This is a genomic window from Bradyrhizobium liaoningense (genome assembly GCF_018130785.1).
In the GTDB taxonomy this organism is placed as follows: domain Bacteria; phylum Pseudomonadota; class Alphaproteobacteria; order Rhizobiales; family Xanthobacteraceae; genus Bradyrhizobium; species Bradyrhizobium liaoningense_A.
This window is the reverse complement of record NZ_JAFCJT010000002.1, coordinates 537725-564205: the sequence shown is the minus strand read 5'-3', so window position 1 is coordinate 564205 and position 26481 is coordinate 537725. Positions and strand designations below refer to the sequence as shown.

Annotated in this window: 23 protein-coding genes; 11 read left to right on the top strand and 12 right to left on the bottom strand. The window is 64.9% G+C overall.

What is annotated here, in order from left to right; genetic code table 11:
* Window positions 1-119 precede the first annotated feature (119 nt).
* Entirely contained in the window at window positions 120-1124 is a 1005-nt protein-coding gene (locus JQ627_RS08315) for a LysR family transcriptional regulator (protein WP_212483708.1), read from the bottom strand.
* 125 nt (window positions 1125-1249) lie between these two features.
* On the opposite strand from JQ627_RS08315, the gene JQ627_RS08310 reads away from it, so the two are divergent.
* Window positions 1250-1651, top strand: a complete 402-nt coding sequence (locus JQ627_RS08310) for a DUF1330 domain-containing protein (protein ID WP_249142949.1) — start codon at window positions 1250-1252, stop codon at window positions 1649-1651.
* Between the two features lie 184 nt (window positions 1652-1835).
* Window positions 1836-3155 (top strand): 30S ribosomal protein S12 methylthiotransferase RimO, encoded by a 1320-nt coding sequence (rimO, locus tag JQ627_RS08305; RefSeq protein ID WP_212483707.1) that lies wholly within the window; start codon window positions 1836-1838, stop codon window positions 3153-3155.
* A gap of 77 nt (window positions 3156-3232) precedes the next feature.
* Here rimO and JQ627_RS08300 read toward each other — a convergent pair whose 3' ends face one another.
* The gene (locus tag JQ627_RS08300) at window positions 3233-3475 is read right to left on the bottom strand and encodes a hypothetical protein (protein WP_212483706.1); all 243 of its coding nucleotides are present in this window, start codon (window positions 3473-3475) and stop codon (window positions 3233-3235) included.
* 124 nt (window positions 3476-3599) lie between these two features.
* Between JQ627_RS08300 and JQ627_RS08295 the strand changes: the two genes are divergently transcribed.
* Window positions 3600-3800 (top strand): hypothetical protein, encoded by a 201-nt coding sequence (locus tag JQ627_RS08295; protein ID WP_212483705.1) that lies wholly within the window; start codon window positions 3600-3602, stop codon window positions 3798-3800.
* Window positions 3801-3810: 10 nt separating this feature from the next.
* Here JQ627_RS08295 and JQ627_RS08290 read toward each other — a convergent pair whose 3' ends face one another.
* Window positions 3811-4752 carry a hypothetical protein gene (locus JQ627_RS08290; RefSeq protein ID WP_212483704.1) on the bottom strand — a complete coding sequence of 314 codons (942 nt, stop codon included), beginning with the start codon at window positions 4750-4752 and terminating at the stop codon, window positions 3811-3813.
* A gap of 298 nt (window positions 4753-5050) precedes the next feature.
* Between JQ627_RS08290 and JQ627_RS08285 the strand changes: the two genes are divergently transcribed.
* The gene (locus JQ627_RS08285) at window positions 5051-5254 is read left to right on the top strand and encodes a hypothetical protein (protein WP_212483703.1); all 204 of its coding nucleotides are present in this window, start codon (window positions 5051-5053) and stop codon (window positions 5252-5254) included.
* 250 nt (window positions 5255-5504) lie between these two features.
* Complete coding sequence (locus JQ627_RS08280) at window positions 5505-6695, top strand: acetylornithine transaminase (RefSeq protein WP_212483702.1); 1191 nt, start codon at window positions 5505-5507, stop codon at window positions 6693-6695.
* A gap of 118 nt (window positions 6696-6813) precedes the next feature.
* Here the strand turns inward: JQ627_RS08280 and JQ627_RS08275 are convergent, their stop codons facing one another.
* The 3 genes from JQ627_RS08275 to pcsA all read right to left on the bottom strand — a co-directional run bounded on the left by JQ627_RS08275 (window position 6814) and on the right by pcsA (window position 9380).
* Entirely contained in the window at window positions 6814-7788 is a 975-nt protein-coding gene (locus JQ627_RS08275; protein WP_212483701.1) for a quinone oxidoreductase, read from the bottom strand.
* Window positions 7789-7869: 81 nt separating this feature from the next.
* Window positions 7870-8604, bottom strand: a complete 735-nt coding sequence (locus JQ627_RS08270) for a TerC family protein (protein WP_212483700.1) — start codon at window positions 8602-8604, stop codon at window positions 7870-7872.
* On the bottom strand, window positions 8601-9380 hold the full coding sequence (gene pcsA, locus JQ627_RS08265; protein WP_212483699.1) for a phosphatidylcholine synthase: 780 nt from the start codon (window positions 9378-9380) through the stop codon (window positions 8601-8603). Before pcsA ends, JQ627_RS08270 begins: the two co-directional genes overlap by 4 nt.
* Before the next feature lie 87 nt (window positions 9381-9467).
* Between pcsA and JQ627_RS08260 the strand changes: the two genes are divergently transcribed.
* Window positions 9468-10652 carry a UbiH/UbiF family hydroxylase gene (locus JQ627_RS08260; RefSeq protein ID WP_212483698.1) on the top strand — a complete coding sequence of 395 codons (1185 nt, stop codon included), beginning with the start codon at window positions 9468-9470 and terminating at the stop codon, window positions 10650-10652.
* 6 nt (window positions 10653-10658) lie between these two features.
* On the opposite strand, the gene JQ627_RS08255 is transcribed toward JQ627_RS08260, so the two are convergent.
* Entirely contained in the window at window positions 10659-11612 is a 954-nt protein-coding gene (locus tag JQ627_RS08255) for an AEC family transporter (RefSeq protein ID WP_071913784.1), read from the bottom strand.
* Window positions 11613-11718: 106 nt separating this feature from the next.
* On the opposite strand from JQ627_RS08255, the gene hspQ reads away from it, so the two are divergent.
* A complete protein-coding gene (gene hspQ, locus JQ627_RS08250) occupies window positions 11719-12051 on the top strand; it encodes a heat shock protein HspQ (protein ID WP_014495177.1) in 333 nt (110 codons plus the stop codon).
* Window positions 12052-12144: 93 nt separating this feature from the next.
* Here hspQ and JQ627_RS08245 read toward each other — a convergent pair whose 3' ends face one another.
* Window positions 12145-12966, bottom strand: a complete 822-nt coding sequence (locus JQ627_RS08245) for an invasion associated locus B family protein (protein WP_212483697.1) — start codon at window positions 12964-12966, stop codon at window positions 12145-12147.
* Window positions 12967-13238: 272 nt separating this feature from the next.
* Between JQ627_RS08245 and JQ627_RS08240 the strand changes: the two genes are divergently transcribed.
* From JQ627_RS08240 to JQ627_RS08230, 3 genes are all read left to right on the top strand, one after another.
* On the top strand, window positions 13239-15083 hold the full coding sequence (locus JQ627_RS08240) for an extracellular solute-binding protein (protein WP_212484091.1): 1845 nt from the start codon (window positions 13239-13241) through the stop codon (window positions 15081-15083).
* 4 nt (window positions 15084-15087) lie between these two features.
* The gene (locus JQ627_RS08235; protein ID WP_212483696.1) at window positions 15088-16590 is read left to right on the top strand and encodes a class I adenylate-forming enzyme family protein; all 1503 of its coding nucleotides are present in this window, start codon (window positions 15088-15090) and stop codon (window positions 16588-16590) included.
* A gap of 84 nt (window positions 16591-16674) precedes the next feature.
* Window positions 16675-17898, top strand: coding sequence for a GGDEF domain-containing protein (locus JQ627_RS08230; RefSeq protein ID WP_212483695.1), 1224 nt, complete (start codon window positions 16675-16677; stop codon window positions 17896-17898).
* A gap of 112 nt (window positions 17899-18010) precedes the next feature.
* Here JQ627_RS08230 and JQ627_RS08225 read toward each other — a convergent pair whose 3' ends face one another.
* The 3 genes from JQ627_RS08225 to JQ627_RS08215 form a co-directional block, all read right to left on the bottom strand.
* Window positions 18011-19147 (bottom strand): acyl-CoA desaturase, encoded by a 1137-nt coding sequence (locus tag JQ627_RS08225; protein WP_212484090.1) that lies wholly within the window; start codon window positions 19145-19147, stop codon window positions 18011-18013.
* 296 nt (window positions 19148-19443) lie between these two features.
* Entirely contained in the window at window positions 19444-22962 is a 3519-nt protein-coding gene (gene mfd / locus JQ627_RS08220; RefSeq protein ID WP_212483694.1) for a transcription-repair coupling factor, read from the bottom strand.
* Window positions 22959-23249: a succinate dehydrogenase assembly factor 2 gene (locus tag JQ627_RS08215; protein WP_212483693.1), complete on the bottom strand. Its 291-nt coding sequence runs from the start codon at window positions 23247-23249 to the stop codon at window positions 22959-22961. Before JQ627_RS08215 ends, mfd begins: the two co-directional genes overlap by 4 nt.
* A gap of 184 nt (window positions 23250-23433) precedes the next feature.
* Between JQ627_RS08215 and recG the strand changes: the two genes are divergently transcribed.
* Window positions 23434-25542 carry an ATP-dependent DNA helicase RecG gene (recG, locus tag JQ627_RS08210; protein WP_212483692.1) on the top strand — a complete coding sequence of 703 codons (2109 nt, stop codon included), beginning with the start codon at window positions 23434-23436 and terminating at the stop codon, window positions 25540-25542.
* Here the strand turns inward: recG and panE are convergent.
* Window positions 25539-26468 carry a 2-dehydropantoate 2-reductase gene (gene panE / locus JQ627_RS08205; protein ID WP_212484089.1) on the bottom strand — a complete coding sequence of 310 codons (930 nt, stop codon included), beginning with the start codon at window positions 26466-26468 and terminating at the stop codon, window positions 25539-25541. The two genes, recG and panE, sit on opposite strands and share 4 nt — an antisense overlap.
* Between the last annotated feature and the right edge of the window lie 13 nt (window positions 26469-26481).

Genomic DNA, 26481 nt, shown 5'->3' with positions numbered 1-26481 from the left:
GTGATTCATCCATAGCATGCCGGGGGGCGATGCAAAGGGTTGTAATTATGGGCAATTGGGACTAGCCGAGGCCAGTCCGTCAGGCAGATCAGATATGGATCAGATAGCTGCACCCAAGATCAGCTTCGTGTCGCCCCGGCACCCCTGAGAGGCTGGCGTGTGTCGCGCCTTACGGCGGACCGAACGCGCCTTTTTGCCGCCGCCGGCTCAGTTGGGCGCGTGATCGGAAACGTCTCGCGCATATGCTCGGCGAGCATTGCACAATAATCAGTCGCGAAACGCGGCAAGGGGCGCCGCTTATCCCACGAGATGGTCAGAGGTTCCTGCAAGATGCGGCGCCTATGCGTGAGACCGACGATCCTCAATTGGTAACGCCAGCACTGAAGTTGGGAAGGGATGATCGCGACGCCGTGGCCAGCCTCGGCGAGTGCCAACAAAGTATGCGGATTGCGGCTTTCGAACATGATCGTCGGTTTCAGTCCAGCCACACGGCTTGCTGCATCGAAAGCGCGGCGAAACCCGAACCCGGTGTCCAGCAGCAGCAACGGAAACCGGGCGAGATCGGTTATCTCGATGGTACGATCGGGACCGAGGGGCATCGAAGGATTGCACGCAGCCAGCAACTGCACAGATCCAAGCGGAAGACTGCCGAAATGCTGTTCGTTCAGCTTGACTGCGTGCAGCAGGTTCTGGCCGAGATGAATTTCGCCGCGCTCGAGCATCGTCAGTATTTCGCTGCCCGTACCTTCCCTGATCCTTATCTCGACCCTGGGATATCGCTTCGCGTACAGGTGAAGAAATTGCGATAGCACGCTCTCGATGTGCTGAGGCGAGCCGGCGATCTTGAGAACCCCTGTGTCTCCCTGACGGAGCAGTTGAGCCTGCTCTTTCAGCGAGCTGACGCTGTTGAGCAGCAGCCGGCAGCCCGCAATCAACTGCTCGCCCTCGCCGGTCAACACAAGACGGCGCCCGACCCGGTCGAACAGACGCAGGCCCAGTTCCTGCTCAAGACCCATGATTTGCCTGGACAAGGCCGGCTGGGCGACGCGCAGCCGCAGGGCAGCCTTCGAGACGGCGCCGAGCTCGGCCACAGTCAGAAATGTGAGGGCCTGTCGAAGGTTCATGCTCGCTTATACCACCGGAGCATAAGTCCTGAGAGAATATATGCATTGGACACATTTTGAACTCCCGTGGAGAGTCCCGCGCGGCTACCGCTCGCAGCAGTGGCAAAACATGAGAGGAGGCCCACATGAATTCTCGATGCAGGATCGGTCTCGTCATGTTGACGTGTACCGCATTAGGCGCCTTTGGCAGCCAAGCGCTCCACGGCGAAACTCCTCCGTCCGCCTATCTGATCGGCCAAATCGACGTCTCCGATCCCGATGGCTATGCCAAGGAATATCTCCCCAAGGCGAGGGAGATCATCAAGGCACATGGCGGGAAATTGGTGGCGGCTGCAGGCGCCGCGGCGACCGGTGCGCAGGTCGTTGGGGTTGACGGAAATCCACCCGGGCGCGTGGTGATCTACATGTATCCGAACATGGAGGCGCTACGAGCCTGGCGAAGCGATCCGGCCTATGTCCAAGTTCGAGCCATCGGCGAGAAATACGCCACGTACCGCACATTTGCCGTCGAGGGCGCCGCCAACTAACCCCGATCGTCCTGTCAGCGACCGCAGCAGCCGCGGCTATCCTGGCGCAGAGCCTGAAGCGGCGGCTGCCGGCCATGCCTCATTTTACCGTCACTGGAACAGCCGTAGCGGTTGAATTTTTGTATCGGATCAATTACTTGGAACGCAATTCCAAACAATTCAGCTGCAGGTTCCAGGCGAGTACATGGAAAGAGCGCCGCGTATTTCATTCACGTCACTCGGGTGCCCCAAGGCGTTGGTGGATTCCGAGCGCATCATCACGCGCCTGCGCGCCGAGGGCTACGAGCTCGCCCGCAAGCATGACGGCGCCGACATCGTCATCGTCAACACCTGCGGCTTCCTCGACAGCGCCAAGCAGGAATCGCTCTCGGCGATCGGCGACGCCATGGCCGAGAACGGCAAGGTGATCGTGACCGGCTGCATGGGCGCGGAACCCGAGCAGATCGAGCAGGCCTATCCCGGCGTGCTCTCCATCACCGGCCCGCAGCAATATGAGAGCGTGCTCGACGCCGTGCACCGTGCGCTGCCGCCGGCCCACAATCCGCATCTCGATCTGGTGCCGCCGCAAGGCATCAAGCTGACGCCGCGCCACTACGCGTACTTGAAGATCTCCGAGGGCTGCAACAACCGCTGCACCTTCTGCATCATCCCGAAGCTGCGCGGCGACCTCGTCTCGCGTCCGGCCAATGACGTGCTGCGCGAGGCCGAGCGCCTCGTCGGCGCCGGCGTCAAGGAGCTGCTGGTGATCTCGCAGGACACCTCGGCCTATGGTGTCGATCTCAAATATGCCGAGAGCCCGTGGAAGGATCGCCAGGTCCGCGCCAAATTCCTCGACCTCGCCCGCGAGCTCGGCGAACTCGGCGCTTGGGTCCGGCTGCAATATGTCTACCCCTACCCGCATGTCGACGAGGTCATCGCGCTGATGAACGAGGGCAAGGTGCTGCCCTATCTCGACATCCCCTTCCAGCACGCGAGCCCCGAGGTGCTGAAGGCGATGAAACGTCCGGCGGCGCAGGACAAGACGCTGGCGCGGATCAAGCGATGGCGCGAGGAATGCCCTGACCTCGCTTTGCGCTCGACCTTCATCGTGGGCTTCCCCGGCGAGACCGATGCCGACTTCGCCTATCTGCTCGACTGGCTGGAAGAGGCCGAGATCGATCGCCTCGGCTGCTTCAAATATGAGCCGGTTGCGGGAGCGACCTCGAATGCGATCGAGAACCCTGTCCCGGAAGAGGTCAAGCAGGAGCGCTACAACGCGCTGATGGCCCGCCAGCAGAAGATCTCCGCGCGGCGGCTGAAGCGCAAGGTCGGTACGCGCCAGCAGATCATCATCGACGAGGTCGGCCCGACGGTTTCAAAAGGCCGCTCCAAGGCCGATGCGCCGGAGATCGACGGTGCGGTCTATCTCTCCAGCCGCCGCCCGTTGCGCGTCGGCGAGATCGTCACCGCGAAGATCGAGCGCGCCGACCAGTACGATCTGCACGGCAGCGTCGCGGGGTTCTGACGGCGCTCGTCGACGGCGCCTAGTCCACGGTCGCCCGGTAAACTCCGTCCTCGCCGAAGTGATAGAGACGCTTGCCGCTAGCGCTTCATTGCCACGCACGGTCCGCGCTGACGGCGCTGTCCCTGGCCAACGACGCCGTTTGAACCAACGTTGCCTCCGCCCGTGATCTTCATGGCTTTGCCGGGGCCACACTCGACATAGACAACTTGGCCGGGGCCGAGCTGTCCCGCAGGAGGCTCGGTCTTCATGACCATTTGCGCCAAGGCGGCCTGTGAAGCGAAAACGAACGCAGCCAACACACTCAATCGTAGAATTTTCATCGCAATCTCCCCCAAAAGAACCGGCGGCAGGATAGCGGCTACAGGATAGTCCGCAAGTAGACGCTGCGATTTCCTACAACCGCAACATCGTCAAAGAGCCGCCGCGCGACTAGAGGAATTTTTCATGCGCGCACTTGTTCTTACTGTTCTTCTCATCGTCGCCATCGGCAGTCCCGCCTCCGCTCAGCAAAAGGCGCCGCAATCACAAGCAAATGGCAAGACGTGCACTTACGACCAGTGCGTCTCCGTGAACAAGGCGCGTGGTTGGGATAAGTGCTGCGGTCAGTCGCTGGTGCAGCGCCAACCCTTCAAGTGCGACAGCTAGGCGTTGCGCGTCACGCCAGCCATTTCGGCACCCAGCGCTCGGGGCGCGGGGCGCGGGCGAGATCGGCCTTCGCCTCGGACAGCAGCGCCGGCTCGCCGTCGATGGTCGGTCGCACATCGTATTCGAAATTCGGCATGACACGGCCGTCGGCATAAAGACCGAATTTCATCGCGTACCACAGCCCGAGTTCGGGTTGCGCACGGCGCATTTCCTCGCGCAAATCGCGCAGCAAGGATTCGATCGCAGCAGCCTCCTCGAACGGCTGCGGCCCGCGCGTCAGGACGCGGGCCAGGTACTGCTTGCCGACGATCGCGACTTCGAAGCGCGTGGTGTCCCAGGGTTTCTTGCCCTTGGGCAAATGCGCAGCGAGCCGCCAGCCGAGCTCGGCCATCAGGCGATGATTGGCCCAATAGTCCTCGCGATCGCGGCTCCATTTTTCCACGAAGCCGCGGAAATCGGGCAGCTCAGGCGCGCCGTCGTCGCATGCCGCCTTGTCGCCGGCCGGCTGTCCGGCAAGCCATCGCGCGAGCGCGTCCGTCTGGCACTCGACCTCGTCATGCGGCAGCAGGTCGCTCCACGGCTTGTCGAATTGCTGCCACGTCAGCTTCGCCAGCAACCCGTCGAGGCTCGGCGCCAGCAGCTCGTAGTCGCCCTCGGAGCCCAGACCCACGATCGGCGGATTGTCCCGGTCCAGGCCCGCGCCATACCAGCCGCCGACGGCCGAGCCATCCGGCAGCCGCATGAACAGTGAAAACCTGTCGCGCAACGGGCTGCCGTCGACGATCGGCGCGGAATCGGAGAACTGGCCTTGCAGGGAGAAGCAGCCGACGCTGCCCCAGGGGCGCCCGTTCAGCCAACCGGCAAAGTCGACCAGCAGGGAGGGCGCCTCGATGCCCGGCGGAAACGCGCCGCGAATGCTGTCGAGGTCGATCGGATAAGGCGTATCGGACAAGGCGTTTAAACTATCTGGTTGGTCCCGTCTTCTTGGTCTGAGTCGGGATACGTTCGGTTCGAACCAATTTGCGTCCTGCGATCACAAACGCGCTAGAGGCTCGTTGGTTTCTGTACCGGAATCAAATGACATACAACCACGATTACGGGGGCCGATTGGCGCGATGAACTCGCTGAGCAAGCTACGCACTGCGAAGCTTTATCGCCGCAAGGGCGACCCGGAGCGGGCGGCTACCGATCGCGACCGCGATCGATCTCGCCCCTCAGGATAAGGCAGTCTCGGACAGCAGAAGCTGCCCGTGCTGGCAGCGCTCGACCGCCTCGGCGCAGCCGAGACCCCCGCAGGTTTGATCGTGTACGTTGCCCTGACGATCATCGTCACAACGCTGATGGCCGTCGGGGTGGAGGCGCCGATCCTTGAGGCGAGGCCGTCCTACAGTGCCGGCCAGGGACCATCGCTCGATGCTCGTGAACGCGACGCTCGCGCGGTCGTTGAGGGGTGAACGCTGCCCGAGCATGGGGTTGACAAGCCCTGCCCTTCGGCAGTAGGGACGCGCCCCATGATCAAGGCTCGGACCCACCTGCGCACCGAAATGCTCCGTCGTCGCTTCCGCGACGATGAGAGGGTGCGCCATGTCCGACGACGCCGCTGAACCACTGAGTTCAGCCGAGTTTTCGAGAAGGCCGCACCCGCAAGGTGCGGCCTTTCTGCTTTTCGCATGCCTTTTTCACCCGCCCCCAGAGGAGTTCGACATGACGACGCATCCGTACGACGCGCTGATGGACATCACCGCACGGCCCAAGGCCGTGTTCGTCCGCGGCGCCGGCTCCTACCTCTGGGACGACAGCCGCAAGCGCTATCTCGATTTCGTGCAAGGCTGGGCCGTCAACTGCCTCGGCCACTCCCCGCCTGGGATCGCCGACGCGCTGACCGCGCAAGCCAAGCGGCTGCTGACGCCGAGCCCGGCCTTCTACAACGAGCCGAGCCTGAAACTGGCGCAGGCGCTGGTCACAAGCAGCGCGTTCGACCAAGCGTTCTTCGCCAACTCGGGCGCGGAGGCCAACGAGGGTGCGATCAAGCTCGCGCGCAAATATGGCAGCCTCCACAAGGGCGGCGCGTTTGAGATCATCAGCTTCGAAGGCGGTTTCCACGGCCGGACGCTGGCGACGATGTCCGCCTCGGGCAAGAAGGCGTTCGAGCCGCTGTTCGAGCCGAAGGTTGCCGGCTTCAAGAAAGCGAAGCTGAACGACATCGCCTCGGTCGAAAAGCTGATCAACGACAACACGGTCGCGGTGATGCTGGAGCCGATCCAGGGCGAGTCCGGCGTATGGCCCGCGACCGATCGGTTCTTGCAGGAACTGCGCGCGCTCACCGAGGCACACGGCCTGCTCCTGATCTTCGACGAGATCCAGACCGGCATGGGCCGGACCGGAAAGCTCTTCCACTACGAGCACACCGGGATCGCGCCCGACATCATGACGCTCGGCAAGGGCATCGGCGGCGGCGTGCCGCTCGCGGCCCTGCTCGCGACCGAACGCGCCTCCTGCTTCGAGCACGGCGATCAGGGCGGCACCTTCAACGGCAACCCGATCATGTGCGCGGCGGGGCTTGCAGTGCTCGCGGAGGTCGGCAAGCCCGACTTCCTGAAGGCGGTGACCGAGACCGGCCTGCTGCTCGAAAGCGAGTTGCAGAAGGTCTCGGCCCGGCACGGTCTCGGCGGCGTGCGGGGACGCGGGCTCCTGCTCGCGCTCGATCTCAAGCTTCCGATCGCACCGGGCATCGTCGCCCAGGCGTTCGCGGCCGGCGTGCTGCTGAACGCGCCGCAGCTCGACACGCTGCGCTTCATGCCGGCGCTGAACGTCACGCGGGCCGAGATCGCCGAGATGATCGATTGTCTCGATACGATCCTGACGAAGGCGGGCGCGGCAAGGCGGGTAGCGTAGAGCTTCCCACTTTCCGTCATGCCCGGGCTTGTCCCGGGCATCCACGTTCTTCGTTCCGCGCGTCAAGGCGTGAATGGCCGGGTCAAGCCCGGCCATGACGGCTTTCTCGAAGCACGATCTACGGCTTCAGGATCGACGCGCCCGTGGTCTTGCGGCTTTCGAGGTCGATATGCGCCTTCGCGGCATCCTTCAGCGCGTAGGCGTGGTTGATCGGCACGTGCAGCTTGCCGTTGATGACGGCGGAAAACAGCGTGTCCGCGCCTTCCAGCAGTTCCTTGCGGGTGCCGACATAGTCGTTCAGCTTCGGCCGGGTCGCAAACAGCGAGCCGTGATTGTTGAGCTCGGCGATCGAGAACGGCGGCACGGGACCTGATGCATTGCCGAACGAGACGAACATGCCGCGCGGCTTCAGGCACGACAGCGAGCCCGGGAATGTCGCCTTGCCGACGCCGTCATAGACGACGTCGCAGCCCTCGTTGCGGCTGATCTGCTTCACGCGCGCAACGAAATCTTCTTCGTTGTAGAGGATGACGTGGTCACAGCCATTGGCTTCCGCAAGCTCGGCCTTCTCGCGCGAGCCGACCGTGCCGATGACATGGGCCCCGAGCGCCCTCGCCCATTGGCAGGCCAGGAGGCCGATGCCGCCGGCCGCGGCATGGACCAGCACGCGATGATGCGGCTCGACCTTGAAGGTCTTGTGCAGGAGATACCAGACCGTCAGCCCCTTCAGCATCAGCACGGCGCCCTGCTCGTGCGTGATGTGGTCGGGCAGCTTGACCAGTTTCTCCCAGGGGATGTTGCGCTCGCCGGTATAGGCGCCGAGATTGTGGTAGTAGGCCACGCGGTCGCCAGGATGGAAATGCGTCACGCCGGGCCCGACCGCGACGACCTCGCCCGACGCCTCGTTGCCGGCGATGAAGGGCAGCCCCGGCGCCTTGTAGAGGCCGGTGCGATAGTAGACGTCGATGAAGTTCAGCCCGACCGCATGCTGGCGGATGCGCACCTCGCCGGTAGCAGGCGCCGGGACCTCGACGCTCTCATAGACCAGGGCTTCGGGGCCTCCGACCTTGTGCACACGGACGGCTTTGGTCATCACCTGACCTCCTCTCGGGCTTCTCGCGGATGAGCGAAAGACATCGCGCCCGCCTTGTCAACTCGACCCAGATTGGAACGACTAGATGGACGGCTTGCGGGCTTTCCGGCGGTTACGCTTCGCCAGCACGTTGAAGAATTCCACCGCCGCCGAGAACGCAATTGCGAAATAGATGTAGCCGCGCGGAATGTGGAATTGGAATCCGTCCGCGACCAGCGCGACACCGATCAGCACAAGGAAAGCCAGCGCCAGCATCTTGGTGGTCGGATGCTCCGCGACGAATCGCGACACCGGCCCGGACGAAATGTACATGATCAGGCAGGCGATTACGACGGCCGCGATCATGATCTCGATGTCCTGCGCCATGCCGATCGCGGTGATGATCGAGTCCAGCGAGAACACGATGTCGATGATGATGATCTGGACGATCACCAAAAAGAACGCGTTGCCACCGGATTCGCGGCCCCCTTCGGCCTCATCGGCTTCGACCTCGGCGTGGATCTCGTGCGTCGCCTTGGCGATCAGGAACAGCCCACCGCCGATCAGGATGAGATCGCGCCAGGAGAAGCCGTAACCCGAAAACGAAAACACCGGCGCGGTCAGGCCGATCAGCCAGACCAGCAGGCTGAGCAGGATGATGCGGAAGATCAGCGCCAGCGCGAGCCCGATCTGGCGGGCGCGGTGGGCCTGCTTCTCGGGGATGCGCGACACGATCACCGACAGGAAGATGACGTTGTCGATGCCGAGCACGATCTCGAGCGCGGTCAAGGTGAGCAGTGCGGCCCAAGCTTCAGGACTAGTGAGGAGGTGCATCATGCGAAGGATCTTGCCAAGCGGATCAATGCGTCGCTGAAGCTGATCCAGAGCGCGATGGCGCAGAGCACGATGGTCACGCCCGCGCCGACGCGAAAATCCATCTCCAGCACGTAGAGGCCCAGCACGGCCCAGATCGCGATCAGCGACATCGTCAGCCAGCGCAGCCGCACGACCCGGACCGGATGCAGCACGTGGAACGGCACGAAAGTCAGCACGACAAGCGCAGCGACCAGGAGCGTCGATGCCAGCGGCGGCCAGTGCAGCAGGAACAGGTAGAATGCCGCCGCATTCCACAGCGCCGGAAAGCCGCGGAAATGATTGTCGTCCGCCTTCATACGCAGATCGGCGAAATATAGTGCGCTGGTGACGATGATGGCGATGCCGAGCAGCGGTGCGGCCACCGGCAGCAACAGCCCGCTCGCCACGATCGCATAGGCCGGCACGAAGACATAGGTGACGAAGTCGACCACGAGATCGAGCACGTCTCCCGACCAGTTCGGCTGTACGTCCTTGACGTTGAGCCGGCGGGCGATCGGCCCGTCGATCGCATCGATGATCAGGGCGACGCCCAGCCACTGAAACATCGCCGCCCAATGCTCGCGCACGGCCTCCAGCATGGCCAAGAGCGCGATGGCCGCGCCGAATGCGGTGAAGATGTGCACCGAGAAGGCCGCGGCGCGGATCGCCGGTCTCGGCTTCAGGGAATCCTGCTGGGTATCCAACTGAGTATCCATGGCTTCTGCTATCAGAATGAGACCGGTTTGCACATCCGCCATTGCGGCGCGCGGTCGCACAATTCGCGATAAAATCAGGGAAAAATAGGTGGGCTTGAATTTGCCGTGGGGCGTGTCAAATGTCGTTCCATGACAGACGCATCGACACTTTTTGACGCGGCCGTGATCGGCGGCGGACCGGCGGGACTGGTGGCGGCGATTGCACTGGCGCAGGCCGGCGCGCGGACCGCGCTGGTGGCGCGGCGCGTGCCCTATGCCGACAACCGCACCACCGCCCTGCTCGGCGCCTCCGTCGAGCTCCTGGAGAGCCTCGACGTCTGGCCGCGCTGCAAGGACAAGGCGGCCGCGCTCGAAATCATGCGCCTCGTCGACGACACCGGCCGGCTGTTCCGCGCGCCGGAGGTCCGGTTCTCCTGTCACGAAATCGCGCTCGACGCCTTCGGCTACAACATCGACAACCGCTCGCTGATGCTGGCGCTGGAAGAACGCGCGGCCGAGTTGTCCAACCTCGTCCGTTGCGATGACGAGGCCGAAAGCGTCGTCATCGAAGCCGACGACGTCGCGATCCGCACGGCGTCCGCTCAATTCTTCTCGGCCCGGCTCGTGGTCGGCGCCGACGGCCGCCACTCGCTGTGCCGGGAGGCCGCCGGCATCGCGGTGACGCGGCGCGACCTGACGCAGACGGCGCTGACCTTCAATGTCGGCCACGCGCGCCCGCATCGCAACGTCTCGACCGAGTTCCACACGCCGCATGGCCCTTGCGTGTTCGTGCCCCTGCCCGGCGACCGCTCCAGCATCGTCTGGGTCGCGGCGCCTGCGGAAGCTGAGCGGCTTCGCGGCTTGAGCGACGCGGAGCTGTCCGCAGCGATCGAAAGGCAGTCGCATTCCATTTTGGGACGCATGACGGTCGAGCCGGGCCGCAACCTTTTCCCGCTTGCGATCGAGCGTCCAAAATCCTTCGGCCGCGACCGCATCGCGCTGGTCGGCGAGGCCGCCCATGTGGTTCCACCGATCGGCGCCCAGGGCCTCAACCTCGGCCTGCGCGATGCCGCTGACATCGCCAGGCTCGCGGGCGAAGCCATCGCTGCGGGCCAGGATCCCGGCGCACCCGACCTGCTCAAACGCTACGACCGCGCGCGGCGTCCGGATATTTTGAGCCGCACGTTTGCGATCGACATCGCCAACCGCTCCCTGCTCAACGACTTTCTGCCGCTCCAGCCGGTGCGCGCGGTCGGCATGCACCTGCTCGGCGCCATCGGCCCGCTCAGGCGCTTCGCCATGCGCGAGGGCCTGACCCCGACGTGGCGGCGGTAGGCCCGCTTACGGAAACGCCAGCCGGCCGGTCTGGATCGCCCACATCACGCTGGTCAGCGTGACCACGGATGCGAAGGTGCCGAGCAGCACCGCGACGGAAGCGGATTCGATCCAGGCGTCGTTCTGCCGGGCGATCACGAACACATTGAGCGCCGGCGGCAGCGAGGCCATCAGCACGGCGGTCGCGGCCCAGGGCTGCGCGAACGGACCGAACGCCAGCATCAGGCCGAACGCGGCGAGCGGGTGGATCAATAGCTTCACCGCGATCACGCCTGGCACTTCCCACGGCACACGGTTGAACGGGCGGAGCGCCACGGTCACGCCGAGCACGAACAGCGCGGTCGGTGCGGCTGCGTTCTGAAGGAACGTGATGGTGCGGTCGAGTGCGACCGGCAGTTCGATATGAAGCGCCGCCACGGCCGCGCCAAAACAGGCCGACATGATCAGCGGGTTGAGAACGATCTGCTTCAGCACGACACCGAAGGCATGGACCAGCGAGGGATGGTCGCGGTCGGAGAGCTCGATCAGCAGCGGCACGATCGTGAACAGGAAGATGCTGTCGCAGCAGAAGATCAGCGCGGTCGGCGCCGAGGCCTTCGGTCCAAGCACGGCGAGCGCCAGCCCCGGCCCCATGTAGCCGATATTGCCATAGCCGCCGGAGAGGCCCGCAAGCGTCGCCTCGCGCAGCGTCAGCCGTCCCAAAACCTTGCCGACCACCAGCGCCAGGGTGAATGCCGCAACCGTGGACAGCGTGGTTGCCACCAGAAACGGCGGGTTGTTCAATTCCGCAAACGGCGTCTTCGACATGATCGCAAACAGCAGCGCCGGCAGCGACACGTAGAGCAGGAAGAAGTTCATCCAGGCGAGGCCCGATTCCGGCAGCGATTTGGCTTTGCCGCAGGCGAATCCGACGAAGATCAAGCCGAAATAAGGTAGCGCCAGATTGAGGATATCGACCATTGATGAAGTGTTTTCTGAGGATTTGGGGGCTATCTGCCCCTTAGCCGAAGGTTAATTACAGATCAGGGCACTAGCATCGGCCACAATCCTGGTCTATCGACGAGGAATGATTAAAGCCCGGACCGCCAAATTCCAGATCGGACAGGTCGTGCGCCACCGGATCTTCTCGTTCCGCGGCGTGATCTTCGACATCGATCCGGAATTCAACAACACCGAGGAGTGGTGGCTGTCGATCCCCGAGGAGGTGCGGCCTCACAAGGATCAGCCGTTCTACCACCTGCTCGCGGAGAACGCAGAATCGGAATACGTCGCCTATGTCTCCGAGCAGAATCTGGTGCCGGACGATTCCGGCGAGCCGATCCGCCATTCGCAAGTTGCCGAGATCTTCATCAAGGACAAAACCGGCGGCTACCGCCCGCGCAATCCGTCGCTGAACTGAGCCAGCTTGAACTGAGTTTTGCCGCATCATGCGGCCCGCAAAAAAGGCGCTCGAACCGAGCGCCTTTTTCATGTCCCGGATTTGAGTCCCGATTTACTTCTGGCCGGCCGGAGCGGCGCCGGGAGGCGTGCCTTGCTGCTCGAGCTTCTTGCGCTGCTCGTCGGCCTTCTTCTGAAGCTCTTCCTGGAGCTTCTTCTGGGTTTCCTCGAACACCTTCGGATCGGTCGGCGGACCGTCATAGGCCTTCTGGAATTCGCCGGCGAGCGGCAGCGGCAGCGTCAGGGGCGCGCCGTTGGCATTGATCGCCTGGACAACGAGGTTCTGCCCCTTCTTCATGTTGCCGATGAGCTCGGGCGTGGCTTCGTAGTCCGACATGCAGCCGTTCTGGAAGCAGATCACATAGGGACTCTGCAACGGCGGATTGTTGTCCACGATGATGCGGGTGCCGTGCACGAGCTGCATGCCGAGCGGCAGCGTCACGCGCAGGATCTTCTTGGGCTCGCCTTCCGGCTCGATGATCACGGCCGCGATGACCGGCTGGCCCGACTCGATGCGGCCGTCCTTGCCGGTGAAGCAGACCTGCTTGGCGTTCGCGTCCTGCCCCTTGAGGCAGAACTTGGTCCAGGGAGCGTAGATCAGCTGGATCTGCTGATCAGCCGGTTGGGCCGCGCCCTGCTGCGCCGGAGCGCCCTGCGCGGGAGCCGGCTGGGCGGGAGCCTGGGCAGCCGGCGCCGGAGCCTTGGGGGCAGCCTTGGGAGCGGCTTTCGGTGCCGCCTTGGGCGCGGCGGGTGCGCCGGGGGCCGGCGCCGGGGTCTGGGCCTCGGCGGCAAACGGAACGGCCAACGCCGTCGCCGTCAACAAGGCGAGAAGTCGCCCGCGCGGCCGTACGGACGCGGCCAAGTAACGGAAATTCATTGCGGAAAACCCTTTCTGAACGGGAAGTGCCCGAACCGCTCCGAAGCGACGAACCTAGCCGCGTTGGGCGCGGCTCTCTCCCCGTCAATTGAGGCGGATAAGTGACGGGCTCGACGCTCTTGCGCGATTGCCCGCCTTCTTAACGTGGTCGACGAAAAGATCAATGCCGACAAGCGTCTTTGGCCACGGCTTGAACCGCTCTTGGGCCTGCGCTCCGTGAAATTCCTTGTGATAGGATTCAGGCCCGCCGGTCCTCGAATCAACGTGTGCCGATGTTCATGTTCCAGCGCCTTCTCGAGGGCCTTCTTGAGGGCCTTGGCACCCGCCTCTGTTTTCTCGCCTTCGTCCTCGCCTTGGCGCTCTCCGCAAGCGGCGCGGGAGCCGAGGAAGCCCATGCCATCGCGATGCACGGCAAACCGGCGATGCCGGCCGATTTCACCCACATGCCCTACGCCAACCCTGATGCCCCCAAGGGCGGCCGGCTGACCTGGGGCATTCTCGGCACCTTCGACAGCCTCAATCCCTTCATCGTCAAGGGATTGGCCGTGCAGCCGGTGCGGAACTACGTGGTCGAGAGCCTGCTCGCGCGCGGCAATGACGAGCCGTTCACGCTCTACGGCCTGCTCGCCAGATCGGTCGAGACCGATGACGAGCGGAGCTTTGTCACGTTCCGCCTCGATCCCCGCGCCCGATTCTCCGACGGCAAGCCGGTACTGGCAGAGGACGTGCTGTTCTCCTGGCAGTTGCTGCGCGATCACGGCCGCCCCAACCATCGGCAGTATTACGCCAAGGTCGCCAAGGCCGAGGCGCCCGATCCTCTCACCGTCCGCTTCGATCTGGCCGGCGCCAAGGACCGGGAATTGCCGCTGATCCTCGGCCTGATGCCGATCCTGCCGAAGCATGCAGTGGATGTCGCGACCTTCGAGGAGACGACGCTGACCGGCCCGGTCGGCTCGGGCCCCTATCGCGTCGCCGCGGTGAAACCCGGCGCCAGCGTCACGCTCACGCGCAATCCCGATTATTGGGGGCGCGATCTGCCGATCAATCGCGGGCTCTACAATTTCGACGAGATCAGGCTCGACTATTTTCGCGAGGCCAACGGCCAGTTCGAGGCCTTCAAGCGCGGCCTCTATGATTTCCGCGTCGAGCACGAGCCGCTGCGCTGGCACGATGGTTACGACTTTCCGGCTGCCAAGAGCGGCGAAGTGATCCGCGACACCGTCAAGCCCGGCGTGCCGCAGCCTTCGGAATTCCTGGTGTTCAACACGCGCCGCCCGATCTTCGCCGACATCCGCGTGCGCCGGGCACTGACGCTGCTGCTCGATTTCGAGCTCATCAACCGCAACTACTTCTTCGGACTCTATTCGCGCGTTGCCGGGTATTTCGCCGGCTCCGACCTGTCGGCTTATGGCCGGCCCGCGGATGCGCGCGAGCGCGAGCTGCTGAAACCCTTTGCCGCGCAGATTCCGCCCGACGTCATGGACGGCTACCGCCTGCCCGTAACTGATGGCTCGGGGCGCGACCGGACGAAGCTGCGCGCGGCACTCAAGCTCCTGTCGGACGCCGGCTACGATCTCGACGGCACCGTGCTGCGTAACCGCGCGACAAAAGCCCCCTTCACCTTCGAGATGCTGGTGACGACCCGCGACCAGGAGCGCATCGCGCTCGCGTTCCAGCGCGACCTCAAGCGCGCCGGCATCGAGCCGACCGTTCGCGCGGTCGATCCCGTGCAGTTCGACCAGCGCCGGCTCGCTTACGAGTTCGACATGATCCAGAACCGTTGGGACCAGTCGCTGTCGCCCGGCAACGAGCAGTATTTCTATTGGGGCAGCGCGGCCGCAGACAATCCGGGCACGCGCAACTACATGGGGGCCAAAGATCCCGCCGTCGATGCCATGATCGACGCTCTCCTCGAGGCCCGTGATCATACGGCCTTCGTCTCGGCGGTGCGGGCGCTCGACCGCGCCTTGATCTCCGGTTTCTATACAATCCCCCTGTTTAACGTATCCGAGCAATGGATCGCACGCTGGAATCGGATAGAACGGCCAAAGGCCACCGCGCTGTCCGGCTACCTGCCGGAGACCTGGTGGTCGAAGGGACAGCCGCAAGCGAAGTGACGCCGTGAATCAGCCAGCCGTATCGCCGACGCTCGACACGCTGTTTCAGCGCACGCTGATGCGGCAACCGCACGCGCCCGCTCTGCTCGATCCCCTCAACAAGGCCCGCGTGACCGGCCACCAGCCGCGGCGGATGACCTACGCCGAGGCCGACACCGCCATCGAGGCCCTGTCGGCGCATTTCGTCGAATCGGGCCTGCCGGCCAATTCCGTCATCGCGATCCAGCTGCCTGCTACGGTCGAGTTCGTGCTGACAGTGCTCGCCGCGCATCGCGCCGGGCTTGTCGTCGCCGTGCTGCCGCTGCTCTGGCGCCATGCGGAACTGACCGCCGCGCTGAACCGCACCGCGGCGCGCGCCATCGTCACCATGAGCAAGGTCGACGGCGTCAGCTATTCCGACCTCGCGATGCATGCCGCCGCAGAGGCCTTCTCGATCCGGTACGTCTGCGGTTTCGGCGCCGACCTGCCCGAGGGCATGGCCTCGCTCGACGACGTGCTGGCCCGCCCGCCCGGCACAACGCGCGCCGTGATCCAGGACGGCCGCAAGGCGGCGATGATCTCCTTCGACGTCACCGCGGAAGGCTTCCGCCCGGTGCCGCGGCCGCATTTTAGCCTGATCGCCGGCGGGCTCGCGATGTCGCTTGAGGCGGACATCAAGCAGGGCGCGACCGTGATGGCGGCGTTCACGCCGATGTCGTTCGCGGGCCTCGCCTCCTCGCTCGCGGTGTGGCTGCTCTGCGGCGGCGCGCTGGCGCTGCATCATCCCTTCGAGAACGATGTGCTGGAACAGCAGATCAACGAGCACGAATGCGAGGTGCTGATCGCCCCCGCGCAGCTCGCGCTGCGGCTCGGCGATTCCGATCTCGCGGCGCGGATGCCGAGCTTGCGCAACGTCATCGGCCTCTGGCGCGCGCCCGAGCAGGTGGCGGCGAGCGATGCCTGGATCGCGCCGCATGCACCGCTGACCGACGTCTATCTGTTCGGCGAGGCCGGGCTGTTCGGCGCCCGCCGCGGCGAGGACGGCATGCCGGTGCCCGTGATGCCCGGACCGCACGGCGCCCCGCGCGAGCAGGCCGGCTCCTCTATCGCCGGCGAGATCCTGCTGACCCCCAAGGGCACGCTCGGCCTGCGCGGAGCAATGGTGCCGATCGCGGCCTACGCGCCGCCGCAGCCGGTCGGCGACACCCTGACGGCGCAGCCGCCGCGCGATTATGTCGACACCGGCTATGCCGCGCGGCTCGACCGTCCGAGCGGCGCGATCTGCATCACCGCGCCGCCCTCCGGCATCATGGCCGTCGGCGGCTACCGCTTCCTGTCCAACGACCTCCAGGAATGGGCGCGCCGGCTCGGCCAGGGCGCCCTGCTCACCGCGCTGCCCGACCGGCTCTCGGGTCACCGGCTGGCGGGACGGGCGCAAGACAATGCCCGCGCCCGCGAAGCGCTCAATGAACTTGGGCTTAACCCCCTGATGGTCGAGGCTTTTCGCGACCGCTCCGGGCCGGTTTAAGCGCAGTTTCGCCCCATCCATTGACGCTGCATTAAGGCGACCGGACTAGATTGCGCAGCATCTGTTGCGTGATCAGAGTTTGCGATGTCCCAGGCGGGCCCGATCCTGTTTGTGTCCAATGCCCAGCGGCCGCCCTTCATTGCGGCACTGGACGAGGGCCGTCTCTTTCCCGTCGTCGACGCCGACTGGGCCAGCGCGGCGCGCGCGGTCGAGCAGGTGCAGCCGGCCGCGGTCCTCGCCGCGATGCATGTCGGGCACGAACCACATCTGGCGACGCTCGCCAGGAAGATCGCGGACCAATCGCCCTACCTGCCTTTCGTGGCACTCGATGCTGCGGGCACGCTGCCGCAGAACGCCCTGCCGTTCTCCTCGCGGGGCGGTAACTCCGACCGCCTCGTCGCGCGGCTCCGCGCCGCGCTGCGCGTACGTACCCTCCATGCGACGGTTCTGCGCCGGCTGCCGGAGGCGAAAGTCGGGTTGCCGGAGAGTGATCCGGCACGCGATGCAACCGTGCTCCTGATCGGCCGCGGCGCAGCCTATCCTGTGCTCTCCGTTGCACTCGGCGAACGCGTCGGGGTCGTCGGCGCGCTCTCGATCGAGGCCGCGGCCAAGCATCTCAACACCCGCGATATCGATGGCGTCGTGCTCGCCGAAGGTTTCACCGCGCGCGTCACTGACGCCTTCCTCACGGTGCTCGCCGAAGACACCCGATTCCGCAGCCTGCCCGTGGTCGTCACCGCGCACCAGCTCGCGCAGACTTACGACCTGCCCAATCTCGAGCTGATCCCGGGCGAGCCGGCGAAGGTCGCCGCCAACGCGCTGCCGTTGATCCGCCAGCACGCGATGGAAGCGCAACTGAGCCGCACGCTGCGCTCGATCGATGCCGGCGGCTGGCTCGATCCGCGCAGCGGCCTGCTCACGGTGGAAGCTTTTGCCCGCGATTTCGCCAAGGCGGTCGAGCAGACTCTCGCCCGCGGCGGCGGCCTCTCCGTGGCGCGCTTCGCCTTCGAGCCCGGCAATTCCCGCGCCCAGCTCGACGCCGCACGGATCCTGAGCCGCCTGATGCGGCAGATGGATTTTGGCGCGGCGCAGAAGGACGGCTCTGTCATCGTCGTATTCGCGGAGACCGACTTCCGCACCGCCCACATGATCGCCCGCCGCCTGTCGGCGGTGATGCGGCACACCTCCAACGGCAAGCACGAGATGCGCAGCGATCCCGTCGTCAGCGTGGACTCGCTGTCGCCGTCGGATACGGCGCGGTCACTGCTCGGGCGTCTCTCAGCCGACGCGTCGCGCGCGGCGTCGTAGCCACAACCTCGCTGCCGTAGGGTGGGCAAAGGCGCGCAGCGCCGTGCCCACCATTTTCAACAAAGACGAAACGCGTGGGCACGCTCCGCTTTGCCCACCCTACGGTAGCGCGCTAAGCGCCACCATTCGTCCCTGGCTGAGCGCTGGTCGCCAGAGCGGGAGCAGGCGCCGCCAGAAGAAATCCGACGGAGTCATGCAGGAGCTCGTAGGCCCGGTCGACAATGTCGTCCAGCGATATGGTCTTGGCGAACATGCGCTGCGCCTCGGCCAGCAACTGGTCGCGCGTCGGCATGCTGGCCAGCCGCAGATCGGCACGGTGCTGCAACAGGTGGATCGCATCCCGCACCGACAATTCGGTCTCATGGATCGACGTCCTGATCGCCGACGCGATGTGTTCAGGATTGAAGCGGGCCGCGAGCTGCTCGGCCGCCTGCTTGACCACGCGTGATCCCAACCGATGTTCGTTGCGCAGAACTTGCTTCGGCGGCATCTTGAGATCCCGGACGATCCCGAGCCAGGACAGGACCACCAGGATATAATAGGTCAGATCGACCTCATACCAGCGGAAGCCCTGCCGAGCGCTGGCCTGATAGGCGTGGTGATTGTTGTGCCATCCCTCACCCATCGTGACGAGAGCGAGCAGCCAGTTGTTGCGGGAATCGTCACCGGTCACATACCGCCTGCGGCCGTGAACATGTGCGAGGGAGTTGATGCAGAACGTGCCGTGATACACCAGCACGGTGCTCCAGAGGAAGCCGACCACGAGTCCTGACCACCCCGCAATGAGGAAGCAGAGGCCCGCGAGCACGAATGCCGGCAGAAGCTCCAGTTTGTGCAGCCACATCAACTCGGGATACGACGCGAGATCCGATACCTTCACCAGGTCGGTTGCATCGTGCTGCCGGTAGAATATCCAGCCGACATGACTGTAGAGGAAGCCCTTGTGCCGGGGCGAATGCACATCCTTCGCCGTATCCGAGTGAAGGTGATGATGGCGATGTTTGGCAGCCCACCAGAGGACGCTTTTCTGAGCGCTGCTCTGGGCAAGGAAGGCCAGGATGAACTGAAACACCCGGCTCGTCGCGTAAGCCCGGTGCGAGAAATACCGGTGATACCCGGCGGTGATCGCAAACATGCGCAACCAGTACAGAACCGCGCAAATGGCAACGGCTTGCCACGAGACGCCCGACCAGATCGCCGCGACGCATCCCGCGTGGACTAATACAAACGGCAGGACCTGCGGATACATGACGTCGTCGTGTTCATCATCGTGTTCCTGACCTGAATCGATATCGATAGACAAGCTCGCAACCTCAGCAGTTTCAATGGGCGGGCTAGCCCCGCGTTGCGGTACAAAAAACCCGCGGCCGGTAAACCAGTCGCGGGTCACACGAATCAGGTCATCAGTCGGGCACGCAATCAGCGGCGAGGCCAAATCGTCGGCCGAACTCGACGAATCGAACATGGCTGTCGTTCGATCATTCCGCAAGTGGCCATATGCCGCTGTTTTGTATCCAAGTACCGCTCCAGCGGCGCTCGGAACAATTACGCCGCCTTCTTGCTCTGCGCGAGCTGTGCCAGCTGCCGCATGATCTCCGTGGTGCCGGCGAGACGCTCTTCCGGCGTCTCCCAGTCCTGCAGGAACACCACCTTCATGTCGGGCCGCACCTTGGCGGCCTGGCCATAGCTGCGGATGAACGACACCAGGCGGTCGGGATAGGCGAACGAATTATCGCGGAAGGCAATGACAGCGCCCTTCGGGCCGGCGTCGATCTTCCCGACATTGGCCTTGCGGCAGAACGCCTTGATCGCGGCGACCTTGAACAGATAGCGCACCTCGTCCGGCAGCACGCCGAAACGGTCGCGCATCTCCGCGCCAAAGTTCTCGATCTCCTCCTCGGTGTCGAGATCGGCCAGACGCCGGTACAGCGACAACCGCACCGAGAGATCGCCGACATAGTCTTCCGGAATCAGAACGGGCATGCCGATGGTGATCGAGGGCGACCATCGATCGGCGGCGGGCTCGGACACGCCGGCCTTGAGGTTGACGATCGCCTCCTCCAGCATCGACTGGTAGAGCTCGAAGCCGACCTCCTTGATGTGGCCGGACTGCTCCTCGCCGAGCAGGTTGCCGGCGCCGCGGATGTCGAGGTCGTGCGAGGCGAGCTGGAAGCCCGCGCCCAGGGTCTCCAGCGATTGCAGCACGGTGAGCCGGCGCTCGGCCTGCGCCGTGATTTTCTGCTGCGCCGGCAGCGTGAACAGCGCATAGGCCCGCAGCTTGGAGCGGCCGACACGGCCACGGAGCTGATAGAGCTGGGCGAGACCGAACATGTCGGCGCGATGCACGATCAGCGTGTTGGCATTGGGGATGTCGAGGCCGGATTCCACGATGGTGGTCGACAGCAGGATGTCGAACTTGCCATCGTAGAACGCGGTCATGATGTCCTCGATCACGGCGGGCGGCATCTGGCCGTGCGCGACCGCGACCTTCATCTCCGGCACGTTCTTGTCGAGGAAGTCCTTGACCTCGGCGAGGTCGTCGATGCGCGGCACGACATAGAACGCCTGGCCGCCGCGATAGCGCTCGCGCAAGAGCGCCTCGCGGATCATCAGCGGATCATGCGGGGCGACGAAGGTGCGCACCGCGAGACGGTCGACCGGGGGCGATGCGATGATCGAGAGCTCGCGGACGCCGGTCAGCGCGAGCTGGAGCGTGCGCGGGATCGGCGTCGCCGAGAGCGTCAGCACGTGCACCTCGGAACGAAGTGCCTTCAGCCGCTCCTTGTGAGTGACGCCAAAATGCTGCTCCTCGTCGACGATGACGAGACCGAGATCGCGGAATTTGATGGCCTTGCCAAGCAGTGCATGGGTGCCGACGACGATGTCGACCGAACCGTCCGCAATGCCCTTCTTGACCAGGTTCAGCTCCTTGGTCGCGATCAGGCGCGACGCCTGCGCCACGTTCACCGGAAAGCCCTTGAAACGCTCGGTGAAGGTTCTTGCGTGCTGGCGAGCCAAGAGCGTGGTCGGCACCACGACAGCGACCTGCTTGCCTTCGAGCGCGACGGCAAAGGCCGCACGCAACGCCACCTCGGTCTTGCCGAAGCCGACGTCGCCGCAGATCAGCCGGTCCATGGGACGGCCGAGTTCGAGGTCCTTCAGCGTGGATTCGATGGCACCGAGCTGGTCCTCGGTCTCGTCATAGGGGAAGCGCGCACAGAACTCGTCGTAAAGGCCTGGTTGCACCGGCAGCTTTGGCGCCTCGTGCAAATGGCGCGCGGCCGCGATCTTGATCAATTCGCCCGCGATCTCGCGGATGCGGTTCTTCAGTTTCGCCTTGCGGGTCTGCCAGCCGCCGCCACCGAGGCGATCGAGCTCGACCGTGGTCTGGTCGGAGCCATAGCGCGACAGCAGCTCGATGTTCTCGACCGGCAGGAACAGCTTTGTCTCGGCCGCATAATGCAGCTCGAGACAGTCGTGCGGCGCGCCGGCGACGTCGAGGGTCTGCAGGCCGATGAAGCGGCCGATTCCGTGATCGACGTGGACGACGATGTCTCCCGCGGCAAGGCTCGTCACCTCCGAGATGAAATTGTCGAGCTTGCGGCTGGCCTTGCGCGGCCGGACCAGGCGGTCGCCAAGGATGTCCTGCTCGCTGATCAGCGCGATCTCGTCGGTCTCGAAACCGCTTTCCAGGCCGAGCACAGCGAGCATGGTCTCGTTGCGCGGGGTCGCCTGCACTGTCCGCCAGCTATTGACGCTGGTCGTATGCGTCAGCTTGTGGTCGCGCAGCATCGAGGTCATGCGGTCGCGCGAGCCTTCGCTCCACAGCGCGATCACCACCTTCTTGCGCTGGGCGTGCAGCGCCATCACGTGGCTGACGACGGACTCGAACACGTTGACGGTGGTGTCGTTGCGTTCGGGTGCGAAGTCGCGGCCCTTGCGGGCGCCGGCATCGACGATTGTCGCACCATCGGCCGGAACCGAGAACTGCGTCAGCCGCACCAGCGACATCTCGCTTTCGCGCCTGGTCCATTCCTCGTCGGTGAGATAGAGCCTGTCAGGCGGCAGCGGCTTGTAGATGGCACCGCCGCCCGGATGCTCCATCGCGTCGCGGCGGGCCTGATAGTAGTCCAGGATCTGCTTGAAGCGCTCGCGGACGGCGTCCTCGGCCTGCGGCTCGATCGCAATGGCTGCGCCTTGCAGATAGTCGAACAGCGTGTCCATCCGGTCCTGGAACAGCGGCAGCCAGTGTTCCATGCCGGGATGGCGGCGGCCTTCGCTGACGGCCTCATACAGTGCATCGTCGCGCTCGGGCGCGCCGAACTCGGCGACATAGCCCATGCGGAAGCGACGGATGGTGTCGGTGACGAGCTGGAATTCCGAGATCGGAACGAGGTCCAGCGAGCGCATGTCGAGCAGCGTGCGCTGGGTTTCGGCGTCGAAGGTGCGGATCGATTCCAGGCTGTCGCCGAAGAAATCGAAACGGACCGGCTGCTCCAGGCCGGCCGGAAACAGGTCCAGGATGCCGCCACGCACGGCATATTCGCCGGGCTCCCGCACGGTCGAGGAGCGGTTGTAGCCGTTGTGCTCGAGCCAGGCGACGATGGTGTCCATCGGCACCACGTTGCCGGGGGCGACCGACAGCGCCTGCGCCGCGACCAGATCGCGCGAGGGCACGCGCTGCACGACCGCGTTGACCGTGGTCAGCACGATCAGCGGCTTGTCGCTGCCGGTGAGCGAGGCAAGCCGCGCCAGCGTGGTCAGGCGCTGCGCCAGGATGCCGCCATGCGGCGAGACGCGGTCGTAGGGCTGGCAGTCCCAGGCCGGAAAGGTCAGCACCGGAAGATCGGGCGCGAAGAATTGCAGCGCGCGCTCGAGCTGCTGCATCCGCGCACCGTCGCGGCAGACCACGGCCAGGCTGACGGCCGGTTTCTTCGGCCGCGCCGCGATGGCCCGCGCCAGGTCGGAGACGACCAGGCCTTCGGCGCCTTCAGCGACGTTGGCAAGCGTCAGCGCACGGCCGGGCGTCAGGAGCTCGGCCGGAGATTTCATCCCCTGCTTCATGCGTCGCGGTCCGCGATCGGAAACGCCTTGATGCGGGCAAACAGCGCGCCGGTGACATCGGCTGGCAGCACCTTGTCACCGGTGATGGCGGCATAGAGATCGGGATCGTTGACCTCGAGCAGGGTCTCGAGCTCGGTCAGCTCCGCGTCGGTCAGATTACCGATCTCGGCATCCGCGAAACGGCCGAGGATCAGGTCCATCTCGCGCGTGCCGCGGTGCCAGCAGCGGAACAAGAGCCGCTTGCGGCGATCGTCCAGCCCGTTGCTCGATCGTGTCGTCCCCGTCATGTCTCAAATCCAGTCAAACGCAGAAAGCCCGGACGTGCCGGGCCGGGGTGATATAGCCACTCGGACCGCCCCTGTCAGCCCTCGATTTGGCATGGCCCGCTGCCCGGCGAGCGGCGCGAAAAAAGACGTGGATGCCCGGCACAAAGCCGGGCATGACGGCGAGGAACAACCTTAGATTCCAAAAATGCGCCCCAGCCTGCTCAATCCCCTGTTTGCTCCCGTGACCAGCCTGCCCGGCGTCGGTCCGAAGCAGGACAAGCTGCTGCAGTATCTGCTCAGTCGCAATGAGACGCCGCGGCTGGTGGACCTGTTGCTGCATTTGCCGAGCCAGGTCATCGACCGCCGCGCGCGGCCAAAGATCCGCGACGCCGTCCAGGGAACCATGGTGACGCTGGAGGTCACCGTCGATCGCCATCGCCCGCCTCCGCCACGCAACGCCCGCGCGCCGTATCTGGTCTACGCCAGTGACGAAACCGGCGATGTCGTGCTGACCTTCTTCCACGCCAAGCCCGGCTATGTCGAAAAGCTGCTGCCTGTCGGCGAGAAGCGCTTCGTCTCGGGCACCCTCCAGACGTACGACGGCATCCCGCAGATCGTGCATCCCGACCGCGTGCTTGACGAGGAGGCGATCGCAAAACTCTCCGGCATCGATCCGGTCTATCCGCTGACCACCGGCCTGGCGCTCGGCTCGCTCCGCCGCGCGGTGGCGCAGGCGCTGCAGAAGCTGCCGGCCTTGCCGGAATGGATCAGCCCGGAGGTGATGCGCCGCTGCAATTTTCCGCCGATCGGTGAGGCGCTCACCCGCGTCCATCAGCCGGTCGAGCTCACGGACATCCTGCCGGAAAAGCCGTTCTGGTCGCGCCTCGCCTTCGACGAGCTTTTGGCCGGACAGCTCGCGTTGGCCTTGATCCGCGCGCAATTGCGCCGCCCGGCCGGCGTCCGCAACGCCGGCGACGGTCACTTGCGCAACAGGATCATCGACGCGCTGCCCTATGCATTGACGATTTCCCAGCGCGACGCCGCCGCGGCAATCGCCAACGATCTGCAACAACCGGTGCGCATGCTGCGCCTGCTCCAGGGCGACGTCGGCTCCGGCAAGACCGTGGTGGCGCTGCTGGCGGCCGCTGCCGTCACTGAGGTCGGCAAGCAGGCCGCGCTGATGGCGCCGACGGAAATCCTGGCGCGGCAGCACATCAAGACCATCGCCCCGCTCGCGGAGCGCGCAGGGCTGCGGGTGGCCATCCTTACCGGCCGGGAAAAGGGCAAGGAGCGACGCGAGCTGTTGGCGCAACTTGAAGCCGGCGAAATCAATCTCCTCGTCGGCACCCACGCGCTGATCCAGGACGACGTGATCTTCAACGATCTCGCCCTGGCCGTCGTCGACGAGCAGCATCGTTTCGGCGTGCGCGAACGCCTGGCGCTGACCTCGAAGGGCGAGGCCGTCGACGTGCTGGTGCTGAGTGCGACGCCGATCCCGCGCACGCTGGTGCTGACTTATTTCGGCGACATGGACATCTCCGAGTTGCGCGAAAAGCCCGCCGGCCGTCAGCCGATCGAGACCCGCACCATCTCGATGAGCCGCCTCGACGAGGTCACTGATAGCATCGGCCGCGCGTTGCAGGCGGGCAAGCTGGTCTACTGGATCTGCCCGCTGGTCGAGGAATCCGAGGCCGAGGGTACCGAGCACCTGACCAATGCGACAAAACGGTTCGAAAGCCTGCAAAAGCGTTTCGGCGACCGCGTCGGCCTCGTCCACGGCCAGATGAAGGGCACCGAGAAGGACCGCGTGATGGGCCAGTTCGCCGCCCACGAGATCGGCCTTCTGGTTGCGACCACCGTGGTCGAAGTCGGCGTCGACGTGCCGGCCGCGACCATCATGGTGATCGAGAACGCCGAACGTTTTGGACTGGCCCAGTTGCACCAGCTGCGCGGCCGCATCGGGCGCGGCTCGGAAGCCTCGACCTGCCTCTTGCTCTACAGCGAGCCGCTCGGCGAGATGTCGAAGGCGCGGCTGAAGGTCATCCGCGAGACCACCGACGGTTTTCGCATCGCCGAGGAAGATCTGAAGCTGCGGGGCGAAGGCGACGTGCTCGGCGTGCGCCAGAGCGGCCTGCCCGGCTATCGCATCGCGCGCTCGGAGGTCCACGGCCAGCTCATCACGCAGGCTCGTGACGAGGCGCTACGCATCCTCAAGGACGACCCGAAGTTGAAGGGCGAGCGTGGCGAGGCGCTACGCTGCCTGCTGTATCTCTACGAGCGGGACGAGGCGATCCCGCTGATCGGGGCGGGCTAGCCTACTGCTCTTTGCCGCCCGATTTCGTAGGCCGCCACATGCGCGCGAGCCAGATTAAGCAGCGGCGCATCGATATCAAGTGCACGGGCGCGATTGGCCATATCGCCGAGAATATGCTCCGCCTCGGTGATCGAGCCGCGCTCGATGTCGCGCAGCATCGACGCCTTGAGCGGCGAGTCCGGGGTCGTGAACAGTCTTCGGTCGAATTCGATGAACGGCGCGCGCGGCTCAAATCCGGAAGCCGTCGCAATGGCGCAGCATTCCGCGAACAAGCGGAAAATAGACTGCTCGCCGTTCGGCACGGCCAGGATGTCGCCGATACTCGCGCGCATCAGGCAGGTGATGCCGGCGAGCGTGCTGAGCTGAACGAACTTTTCCCACATGTCCTGCATGATCGCTTCGCTGGCGCGCACGTCGATACCAGGGACGTGGAGCAGTGTTTCCAGCGCGAGCGCACGCTCACTCAACGCTCCATCGAGCTCACCGAAGACAATCGTCTGATTGGCCATGAACTGAACGACACGGCCATCGGCGTCGAGCCCGGCACTGACGTTCGCCAGGCCGCCGAGGACGCGGGCGGCGCCGAACCTCGAGGTCAGGGCGTCGATATGCTTCAATCCGTTCAGGATCGGCAGGATCATCGTATCGGTGCCAACGGCCGGGGCAAACTGGCTCATCGCGTCGTCGAGCGAATAGGATTTCACGCCGACGAGCACGACGTCGAACGTCTCCTTCAGATCATTCGCCAGCAGGATCTTCGGCTGCACCGCAAAGTCGCCATGCGGGCTCACGACCTGCAATCCGGCCCGGCGCAATTGCTCGGCCCGCTTCTCGCGCACCAGAAAAGTCACGTCGCGCCCGGCTCGGGCCATGCGCGCTCCGTAATAGCCGCCAAGCGCGCCCGCGCCGATCACCAGCACTCTCATTCCGACTCCCATT